We start from the raw sequence: 9,744 nt of genomic DNA, 5'->3' as shown, positions 1-9,744 counted from the left end.
GTGTCTGTTAAACCCGTGGCGATTCAAAAGTCTCTTGCAATTACAGGCTGAAATGGCTGAGCTCAAGGATGAAAACGAAGAACTATCAGAGCAAATAAACCTCCTAAGAGATGAGATGCAGGAAATGTCAAACACACTCGAGCGGTTAAAAGATCCTGAGTTTTACGCATTGCTTGATGCTGGTGATGGGCATGGCTTGTATGAACTTGAAAAATCACGTGGTGAAATCTAAAAGCCGCCTCCGGGCGGTTTTTTGTTGCCATCACCATGGGGCGGCTCATCGTAATGGCAATCTCCCATAAGCGGATAAAGAGGTTCTCAATGTCCGATATCTACCAAATCACTCTAACCACCCAAACAGGCGAAACCTTCACGGGCAAGATGTCACGACGTCAGCCTGAGCTGGTTAACGGCTTTATGCCGCTGGCGACGGAGACTGGCGAGTGGCTTTACTTTGCTCCGGCCGATGTGAAGCGCGTGCAGTTCACGCCATTGGAAGAGAGTTTCGAAGAAAAGGGCGAATGATCGCCCTGTGTATTAACCGCGAGCCTCTCGACCTTCTTCATCCTCAGGGACGCGGTAACGCCAGTATTTTTCAGGTTTAACCCAAACGACATTTTCACCGCTATCAACTCGAAACTTATTAATCACTTTGGTTGATAGTGCTTGGTTACCGTCAGCATTTTCCTTGAGATGCTGCTCGTTGTTATGTTTAACGAGATAGTCGACAACATCTTGTTGGTAAAGACACGTGGATGACTGAAGGTTAAACATCATCCAAGATGAAACGTCCGAGACAGATAGCTTTGGTGTGTTTGGGTTTACGGCTTTGGGGATGGGACCATTAACGAAACTTCTGGGAAAACGCCACTATCAAGTTTCTTCCCTGCGAACCATTGGCATCTGTAAGAAAGTAATTTCTCTCCATATTGAGATGGCAAAATAACATCTTTGATCGTCATATCAGGACCACCGGATTTAAGAGTAACTATATCTCCAGCGGCGTACTTAGCTTTGCTGCTCATAAAAAAATCCTTGAAATGAGATTTCCCATGGCACTCACCGACAAGCAAGAAATGTTCTGTCGCGAGTACCTCATCGATTTAAACGCCACGCAAGCGGCTATTCGGGCGGGGTACAGCGCAAAGACAGCTAACCGCACTGCGTCCGAAAACATGTCAAAACCTGACATCCAGTCAAGGATTACTGAACTAAAAGCGCAACGCAATGATCTGGTTGGCATAAATGCGACATACGTCCTGAATCGTCTCGTTGAGATTGACCAGATGGATGTTCTCGACATACTGACCTCTTCTGGTGAGCTTAAGCCAGTGTCTCAGTGGCCCAAGGTATGGAGGACAACGCTATCCGGTTTGGATGTAGTCGAAATGTCCGCCGAGGGGAACGCATCCGCGCTACTCAAGAAAATTAAGTGGCCGGATAAAGTCAAAAACCTCGAGTTGCTCGGGAAGCACATAGATGTGATGGCTTTCAAAGAACAGGCCACTCATGAGCATACAGGCAAGAACGGTGGGCCAATAGAAATGGCTACGCTGACCAAAGAAGAGTACAAAACTGCCCGGCGGGAGATGTTGGAGGATGACGACTGCTGAGCAAAAAACCTATGCCCGTAAGATAGAGTGTGAAGAGGACGGGCTCTATTACGCTCGCTACTTCTTCAAACAGCGCACTGGCGGCAAGATGATTGTCGCTCCCCACCACAAGGTGATTCAGCAGACGCTGGATCGCGTCATTGATGGTGAGATTCAGCGCCTGATAATCAACGTCCCGCCTGGCTACACGAAAACTGAACTGGCGACCATCAATATGATGGGGCGCGGTCTTGCGCTGAATTGCAGGGCCCGCTTCATGCACCTGTCCTACTCGCACAACCTTGCGCTGCTGAACTCCTCTACAGCTCGCGGCATGATTAAGTCGCAGGCGTATCAGTCAATGTGGCCTATGTCGTTGCGTGATGATGCCGACAGCAAGGCTATGTGGTGGACAGAACACGGTGGTGGCGTTTATGCGTCGTCCGCAGCCGGGCAGGTAACTGGCTTTCGTGCCGGGCACATGGAGCCAGGCTGGCAAGGCGCATTAATTATTGATGACCCTGTTAAGCCTGATGATGCTTACTCTGAAGTGGTGCGCGATGGCGTAAATAATCGCTTCAACGAGACAATCAAATCACGACTGGCAATCGAAACGACTCCGATGATTGTCATCATGCAGCGGATCCACTATCACGACCTGAGCGGATATCTCTTGCGGGGAGGGAGCGGTGAGAAATGGCATCACCTGAATCTCCCGGTGATTATCGATAACAGCCAGTCATACGCTGCGCAATACCCAGAAAATACTCACGCTATACCGATTGACCACGGCTTGCCTGATGGATGGCTGTGGCCTTTCAAGCATAACGAATCACATCGCGTATCGTTGTTCTCACATCGCCGCACTGCTGAAGCACAGTACATGCAGGATCCGAAGCGCTTTAACGCAGAGGGGGCGCTGTGGACTGAGGACATGATTTCTGCAGCACGAGCGCTAAACATTACAGAGAAGCTATCGCGGACAGTGGTTGCAATTGACCCGCAGGCGACGAACAGCGAAGAGAGCGATGAAACAGGCATTGTCGCGGCCAGTTCTTATGGCACTGGTGACCGCAGGCAATACTCAGTTGATGGCGACTACAGCGGAAAATACTCCCCGAACGGTTGGGCGACAAAAGCAATGGAGGCCTACGACCTTCATGACGCTGACGCTATCGTTATTGAAACCAACCAGGGCGGTGACATGGCAGAGGATACTCTGCGCAATGCTGGGTTTAAGGGGCGCATTATTCGCGTCCACGCCAGCAAAGGTAAGTTTGCCCGCGCAGAGCCAATATCAGCGCTCTATTCACAAGGGCGCGTTGCCCACCGTGGAAACCTCTACAAGCTTGAAAATCAGCAGATGGAATACGTCCCCACCACTGCGAAAAAGTCACCAGACCGACTCGATGCTCATGTATGGGCAATGACAGAGTTGAGCGGACAGACAGTCGGCGCAGTATTCTTCTAAGGAGCATCGCCAGTGAGCGAAAACAATAACAGCCTCGAAATGGCTGTGAACAACCTCGCCACTGAAATGAGGCGAGCAAATTACCTGAATGCCATCGGCATCGGTGGCGGGAACACGAAGCGCCCGACGCTTTACCAGGAATTTGGCTACCCGCGCACGATCACCTTCAACGACTTCTACAACATGTACCGCCGCAACGCCGCTGGCTTCGCTGTGGTACATCGTCTGCTGGATGGTTGCTGGCAGGATTATCCGGTTATCGTCGATGGTGACGAGACGCAGGTGTCGAAGGAGACAAACTCCTGGGAAAAGAGCGTCACCAAGTTCATGAAGAAGTGGTGGCCAAAGGTGAAGGATGCTGATCGCCGCAATATGGTCGGGCGTTACTCAGCACTACTGCTGCAGGTGAAAGACAATAAGCCATGGAGCGAGCCTGTAGATATCATGCTGGTGAAATCGCTTGGCGAGTCTGCCCTGGTGAAGCTGATCCCGGTATGGGAGCCGCAGTTAACTGTTGCTGATTGGGATAACGACCGCCAGTCTGAAACTTTCGGCCAGCCGAAGATGTTCAACTTCAACGAACAACCGGTTGGCGATGAAGCTTTTGTCGGCCCGATGCGCGGAGAACCGGTGCATCCGAGCCGCGTCATTCTATTCTGCGAAGGTTCTGAAGACGACAACGTGCTGTCCGGCATTCCGCTGCTTGAGGCTGGCTACAACAAAGGCCTCGACATTGAGAAGGTATCAGGTGGTGGTGCTGAGGGTTTCCTGAAGAACGCTAGCCGTCAGATTGCTGTTGAATTCAGCAAAGAAACCGACATGGCGACACTGGCAGACCAAGCCAAAGCTGCTGGCTATTCTGATCTCGGCGAGGCTATGGGCGACAAGGTCAATAAGCTGAACCGCGGCACCGATGCGGCAGCTGTAATGCAGGCAGGTCAGATGCACGTTCTAAGCGTGACACCAGGTGACCCTGGTCCGACATGGGAAGTCACTGCGAATGAACTGGCAGCATCTGTGCAAATCCCGTTTACCATCCTGTTCGGTCAGCAGACCGGGCGACTGGCGAGCGATGAGGACAAAACAGACTGGGCTATCCGTCGAAACACGCGGCGTAATGGCTTCCTGACAGACAGGATTACCGCGCTACTTGAACGCTTCTGGACGCTGGGCATTATTGACCCACCGACCAAAGGCGAGGTCACCATTTCGTGGAGTGACCTGCTGGCGCCAGGCGAGAAAGAGAAGATCGAGAACGCTTCGAAACTCGCCGACATCGTGATGGCGGCGAGCCGCCGATTACAGCCAATGAACTGCGCGAAGTTGTTGGGCTTGACCCGCTGCCAGAGCCAAAAGAACCACCGAAACCGGACGAAAAGGTGACTACCGATGATCCACTGGCCGATGACACCAGAACAGACGGCAAAGGTGGGGCTGCCGATAGTTCCGCGCAGTAAGGTTGACCCAACCCGATCGGCGAAGCAGGTAACCGCTATGTTCCGGGATATCGAAGAGCGGTATCTCGGCATCAAGCGAGCGCTGAAAGCTCTGTTCGACCAGCGCCTGACCGGGAGAGGGCGTGAGGTAAACAGCCATAACTGGCATTTCCTGTGCCACGACAACGGCGCGGACATGCGGCTCTACCAGGTCAACGCCGGCAAGTTCATCTACGACATGTCGGCGCAGGAACTGGCTGACCTGCTGGAAGCGGTGCAGTCGATTCTCGATGATTACCTGCTGGAGGGTGGCGAGCAGAACCTGTGGGCGATGGATTACGTCGTCGCAGAAGCTCAGCGCGGCACGCTGGAGGCATTCAACAACCTCTCGCAGCAGTCGCAGATATACGCCAGCCAGACGACGCTCCAGCAGCTTTTAAGCAGCCCCGGTTATCTGAACCAGATATCTGCGGCCAGACTGACAACGTTCAGTGACTGGAAGGTCATCAGCGACACCGCCCGCGGCGACCTGACAAACATCATCACCGATGCGGTAGCGCGCGGCGTGAATCCACGCGAGACGGCCAGCGTCATCAGCAAGCGTCTTGACGTATCGATGTCGAAGGCCAAAATCATCGCTCAGACTGAGCAGGTCGGCGCGCTGCGGCAGGCGCAATGGAACGAAACTGACTGGGCAGCCGACAGGCTGGGTCTTAATACCGGCCTGCTGTGGCTGTCGGCGCTCAAGCCGACGACGCGCACCTGGCACGCCAGCCGTCATGGGAAGGTCTACACCACCGAAGAGGTGCGGGATTTCTACGCTGAGAACGGCAACCGGTACAATTGCTATTGCAGCCAGATTCCGGTGCTGCTCAACGATGACGGCAGCATCTTCAACGAGGGGCTGGCGGATAAGTTGGCTAAAGAGCAAAAGCTATGGAAAACTGATATCGCTAGCTATAATTAGTTTTTTAGGTGATATTGACTATGAATTAGTGTTGTGTGATATTGATGTTGAGCCAATAGAGTGGTTCATAACTTAATTCACAAAACATTAGGACATCTCATGTCAAATCATCGTTTATCCGCTGCTCACACCGCTAAACTGATTGTTCTTAACGCCTATTTTTATGGGCAAGAAAAGGACAAAAATATTTCGCGATATAAGATCTCGAAAAACACTCTTCGCGCAATGTCAGGTCGGAGCTCAATTCGTACATCTTTCCTTTCTGAGCTTGACTATGAACTCGCAGAGTTGGGTTGGATGCTGGTTGAAAACCATGACGACGATTTATGCTTCATGGTTATGTCCACGACAGGAAACTGGGCAAAGCTTAGTTCGCGGAGATTGAGCACCCTGATAGATGAAGGTGCGGATAGCATTGATGAAGCCTATGAAACTCATATAGAGCTTTAAAAACCATAAATTTTGGCAAGGTCGCTTCGGCGGCCTTTTTTATTGCCTGAAATCCAACAATGAGGACCATATGAGCGGCGTTTATTTCGAATCGAAGAGACTTGGCGATATCTCATGCACGCACGTTAAGATCGGCGGCGTCGAAGCGATGATGAAGCAAGTAGGTGATCGCAAAGTCATCAAGTCACAAGGTCGCGGCAATGTCCGCCAAGTAAAAGCTATCGTCAGAGCGTTACACAAAACCATCCAATAACGAGGACCCAGCATGAAACGCAACCGCGTTAACGTGCTGACCGTCGTCAACTCCGCTTCAAACATCACCACTGAAACCATCGACGGCAAGCCACATATCGTGGTTCGCGGCATCACGCCTGTTGTGGACGATATCGTGATGAACCGGAAGTTGTACCCGGCAGCAGAAATCGAAAAGGCCTACAACACGCTCGAGCGTAACCCGATGCCGCTGGGCCACCCGAAAGTGGATGGAAAGCATGTTTCGGCGCGTGATGTCCAGGCGGTAAACGAGTACCACGTCGGGGCCTGGCTGCAGAACGTCAGCCACAAAGACGGGAAGGTGACGGGTGACATGTACGTTAACCGCCAGTACGCAGAGTCCAGCGAGAAGGGCAAGCGTCTGATTAACCGCCTGGATGAGATGCTGGCTGGCACCAACTCCGACCCGATCCACATCTCCACTGGGCTGCTGTATTCCGGCATAGCCGCCAACGGCGAGTCGAAGGGCAAAAAGTACAACGAGATCGCCACCAACATGATGTTCGACCATGTGGCGGTGCTGCTCGATGAACCTGGTGCCGGAACGCCGGATGAGGGTGTGGGCATCTTCGTGAATGCCGAAGGCGATGAGCAGGAGATCGAAGTGGCGAACCTGGCCGACGCCGCCGACTGCACCCGCGAAGGCATGCTTAACAAAACCCGCTTCTTCTTCACCAACGCCTCCAATTTCTCCTTCGACGATATCCAGCGCGCCATCAGCGACAAGCTGCGCGAAGGTGCGGGCGAAGATAAGTGGCTCTGGCCGGAGACGGTGTGGCCCGACAGCTTCATCTACCGGGACGACGCCAGATACCTGAAGCAAAAGTACCTCATCGATGATGCCGGTAAGGCCGTATTCGTCGGAGAGCCTGTAGAAGTCGTGCGCAAACCAACTGAGTACGAGATTAAAACCAACGGAGAGAACGATCCGATGAAAGAACTGATTATCAATGCGCTGCAAGCCGCTGGTAAGCCGACCGAAGGCAAGTCCGACGCCGAGCTGATGGACGCATACAACCAGATGAAGGCCGACGAAGCCGCCGCCAAGAAAAATGGCGATGAAGAAATCGACCCGGAAACAGGCAAGCCCAAGAAAAAAGAGCAGGCCACCAATAACGAAGAAATGCCAGCGTGGGCGCAGAAACTTGCCGATCGCGTGGACGTCGTTTTCAACAGCCTGAACGCGAACGCCGACAAAGAGAAAGGCGAAAAGCGCGCGGCTGTGAAGTTGGCGATGAACATGAGCGATGAAGAAGTCGCAGATCTGGATGGTAAGGCGCTCGACGCCATGTATGCCAAGTGCCAGACCTCCTTCGGCCTGAACGGTGCATTCCGCCAGGCAACCAACACCCAATCAGTCAGCGAAATGCCGGAGTAAAAAATGGCTAAAGACGGAAAACACGTAATTCTCGCCGGTGGCGTATTCCCTAATCCGCTGCTCAACCGTGAAGGCCGCGCCACTGCGGTCAAGCCTGGCACCCTGGGCTTCTTCGATGCTGGCGTCTTCAAGGTGTCGGTAGATGGTAGCGAAACAGCGATTATCTATGTCGCTGACTTCGACTATCTGCGCTGCAAGACGGTAGATGACACGTTTGCTGTCGACGATCTGCTGGTGGGGATCCATCCGCTGCCGGGCATGTTCCTGAACGTTCGCGCTGCCGCCGGCACCTACAAAAAAGGCGACGCGCTTTCAATCGTCAACGGCCAGGTGAAGAAGTGGGCCACTGGCGAATCAGATCGCTGCTATTGCGACGAAGAGCGCTCAATCACCGCCGCAGCTGGCGACCTCATTCGCGTAGTGATTAAGTAAGGAGTCACTGAATGCTTGTTTATTCTAAATCGCTGGGCGAAAAGACCGGCAACCTGGCCGTGAACCAGTACCAGTTTGGTATGCTGACGCAGGAGCGTAATGCCGCTTTGAACCATCAGGGCATTAACGTAATGCAGGAGATGGCTGACCGCCTGAATGCAGTCAATCAGCTGAATGGCATCAACGCTGTTCGCTCACCTGCTGATCTGTACAAGGCATTTGACCAGACCGTGCTGCGTCAATTCCAGCCGAACACTGAGTTCACTCTGTTCAACGACCTGATGCCTCTGTCTCGCTCGGTGCGCATCAACCAGACCGTGTACGAATACGCTAAGTCCGGCGGACGCATGTGGGCTCACACCTCTATGTCAGGCCAGATCGGAGCGGCGCTGGATGCAGTGCAGTACCAGTACGACGGTACAATGGTTCCTGTGCACGATACCGGCTTCAAGTTCCACTGGCGTGAGCCTCGCCTGAACAACCCGGATGCGTTCGACATCATCTCTGATGCTCAATTCGAGTCCACCAACGAAGTCCGTCGCCAGTATGTGGATTACATCTACAACGGCTATCGCGACGCGGAAGGTAACTACATCAAGTTTGATGAGAAGACCTGGAAGGGCCTGAAGAACGACGAGCGTGTGGCGATGGTTGACCTGGGCACATCTGGCCTGAATATCGACTTCACCAGCGCGGCGGCGACAGCTGAGCAGATCCGCAATGCGGCAATCAAACTGCGCGACACGCTCAAACTTACCAACAACCAGTACGCCGAGCAGACCTGGTATGTGTCGAGCGCCATCATTTCTAACCTTGAGCGCTACTTCAGCGACAACTACCAGTCTGACACCATCCTGCAGGAGCTTCTGAAGCTGTCCGGCATCGCCGCGATTAAAGAAGACGCTCAGCTGACTGGTAACCAGATCCTGATTGTTCCGCTGACTGCTGGCGTGATTGCTCCGATTGTAGGCCAGGCGTTTGGCACCGTTGCCGACCCGCGTCCGTTCTACAACAGCGATTACATCTGGCGCACCTGGGGCGCTGCCGGCTTGATGGTTAAGACCGACATCAACAGCAAAAAATCAGTCATCTACGCACACAGCTAAGGGGTTAGATATGGCACTGGTTAAAGTGATTAGCGATAACCTTTTCTCCGGTGCCAATCTCCAGAAACTGGAGGTTGGTGCAAAGGTGGAAGTCAGCGAAGACACCGCGAATAAGTGGAAAGTTGCTGGCCTGGTGGAAATAGTATCCGGTGGCGATCGCAAGCTTGAAGTTGCAACGCCGGGCGATACTTCTGCAGAGCAGCCAGAGCAGCCAGAGCAGCCAGAGCAGGCGGAAGCCGCTAAATCGAAGAAGGGTAAATAACCATGGCTGACCCAATCACAGCAGCAGACGTGCAGGCGTTCCTCGGTGAATTGGGTTACGCCATCCCGGGCGCTCTGCTGGAGCCGATCCTCTGCGTGGTGAATAAGATTATCCCTTGCCTCGATGGCGCTGGGTATGACGACTGCACCTCGAAGCTGATCCTGATGTACGCCGCCGCGCTTATGGCTACGTCGTCCGGCGCGCGCCGCATCAAATCGCAGGGTGCGCCGTCTGGCGCGTCACGCTCGTTTGAATATGGCGACGACAGCATTACCTGGCTGCGTGACTCGCTGGCCCGGCTCGATACCAGCGGCTGCACCGGCGAGTTGCCGATCAGTGCAGGTAACAGCGTCGGCCTGTTCATGGTGGTCGGGGGC

General features: G+C 53.5%; 14 protein-coding genes and 1 pseudogene. 13 read left to right on the top strand and 2 right to left on the bottom strand.

All coding sequences use genetic code 11. From position 1 onward, the window contains the following. Together FDX11_RS11310 and FDX11_RS11305 are read left to right on the top strand one after the other, a co-directional pair. Positions 1 to 232: hypothetical protein (locus tag FDX11_RS11310; RefSeq protein ID WP_212734563.1), on the top strand; the 232-nt coding region annotated here is incomplete at its 5' end. An 89-nt stretch (positions 233 to 321) separates the two neighbouring features. After that, positions 322 to 525, top strand: a complete 204-nt coding sequence (locus tag FDX11_RS11305; protein ID WP_137397925.1) for a hypothetical protein — start codon at positions 322 to 324, stop codon at positions 523 to 525. Between the two features lie 12 nt (positions 526 to 537). On the opposite strand, the gene FDX11_RS11300 is transcribed toward FDX11_RS11305, so the two are convergent. After that, on the bottom strand, positions 538 to 837 hold the full coding sequence (locus FDX11_RS11300) for an ATP-dependent RNA helicase HrpA (RefSeq protein ID WP_370976878.1): 300 nt from the start codon (positions 835 to 837) through the stop codon (positions 538 to 540). Further along, positions 822 to 1,025: a YodC family protein gene (locus FDX11_RS11295; protein ID WP_103786928.1), complete on the bottom strand. Its 204-nt coding sequence runs from the start codon at positions 1,023 to 1,025 to the stop codon at positions 822 to 824. Before FDX11_RS11295 ends, FDX11_RS11300 begins: the two co-directional genes overlap by 16 nt. Positions 1,026 to 1,052: 27 nt before the next feature. On the opposite strand from FDX11_RS11295, the gene FDX11_RS11290 reads away from it, so the two are divergent. From FDX11_RS11290 to FDX11_RS11240, 11 genes and pseudogenes are all read left to right on the top strand, one after another. Beyond that, complete coding sequence (locus tag FDX11_RS11290) at positions 1,053 to 1,613, top strand: terminase small subunit (RefSeq protein WP_137397924.1); 561 nt, start codon at positions 1,053 to 1,055, stop codon at positions 1,611 to 1,613. Next, the gene (locus FDX11_RS11285) at positions 1,600 to 3,063 is read left to right on the top strand and encodes a DNA-packaging protein (RefSeq protein ID WP_137397923.1); all 1,464 of its coding nucleotides are present in this window, start codon (positions 1,600 to 1,602) and stop codon (positions 3,061 to 3,063) included. The genes FDX11_RS11290 and FDX11_RS11285 overlap by 14 nt, the downstream gene beginning before the upstream one ends. Before the next feature lie 39 nt (positions 3,064 to 3,102). Further along, a pseudogene (locus tag FDX11_RS11280) lies at positions 3,103 to 4,520 on the top strand (DUF1073 domain-containing protein). Then, on the top strand, positions 4,453 to 5,466 hold the full coding sequence (locus FDX11_RS11275) for a phage minor head protein (protein WP_137397922.1): 1,014 nt from the start codon (positions 4,453 to 4,455) through the stop codon (positions 5,464 to 5,466). Before FDX11_RS11280 ends, FDX11_RS11275 begins: the two are co-directional and overlap by 68 nt. A 99-nt stretch (positions 5,467 to 5,565) precedes the next feature. Further along, positions 5,566 to 5,916 carry a hypothetical protein gene (locus FDX11_RS11270; RefSeq protein ID WP_071701308.1) on the top strand — a complete coding sequence of 117 codons (351 nt, stop codon included), beginning with the start codon at positions 5,566 to 5,568 and terminating at the stop codon, positions 5,914 to 5,916. A 70-nt stretch (positions 5,917 to 5,986) separates the two neighbouring features. Further along, positions 5,987 to 6,169: a hypothetical protein gene (locus FDX11_RS11265; protein WP_017693194.1), complete on the top strand. Its 183-nt coding sequence runs from the start codon at positions 5,987 to 5,989 to the stop codon at positions 6,167 to 6,169. Between the two features lie 12 nt (positions 6,170 to 6,181). Continuing rightward, positions 6,182 to 7,567 (top strand): DUF2213 domain-containing protein, encoded by a 1,386-nt coding sequence (locus tag FDX11_RS11260; RefSeq protein ID WP_137397921.1) that lies wholly within the window; start codon positions 6,182 to 6,184, stop codon positions 7,565 to 7,567. A gap of 3 nt (positions 7,568 to 7,570) precedes the next feature. Beyond that, positions 7,571 to 7,999 carry a hypothetical protein gene (locus FDX11_RS11255; RefSeq protein ID WP_137397920.1) on the top strand — a complete coding sequence of 143 codons (429 nt, stop codon included), beginning with the start codon at positions 7,571 to 7,573 and terminating at the stop codon, positions 7,997 to 7,999. A gap of 11 nt (positions 8,000 to 8,010) precedes the next feature. Beyond that, complete coding sequence (locus FDX11_RS11250) at positions 8,011 to 9,105, top strand: major capsid protein (protein ID WP_137397919.1); 1,095 nt, start codon at positions 8,011 to 8,013, stop codon at positions 9,103 to 9,105. A gap of 10 nt (positions 9,106 to 9,115) precedes the next feature. Beyond that, a complete protein-coding gene (locus FDX11_RS11245; protein WP_137397918.1) occupies positions 9,116 to 9,367 on the top strand; it encodes a hypothetical protein in 252 nt (83 codons plus the stop codon). Positions 9,368 to 9,369: 2 nt separating this feature from the next. Beyond that, positions 9,370 to 9,744: hypothetical protein (locus FDX11_RS11240; RefSeq protein ID WP_137397917.1), on the top strand; the 375-nt coding region annotated here is incomplete at its 3' end.

The sequence above is a fragment of the Citrobacter sp. wls714 genome, assembly GCF_005281025.1.
Lineage (GTDB): Bacteria > Pseudomonadota > Gammaproteobacteria > Enterobacterales > Enterobacteriaceae > Citrobacter > Citrobacter werkmanii.
This window is presented reverse-complemented; position numbering and strand designations above follow the sequence as displayed.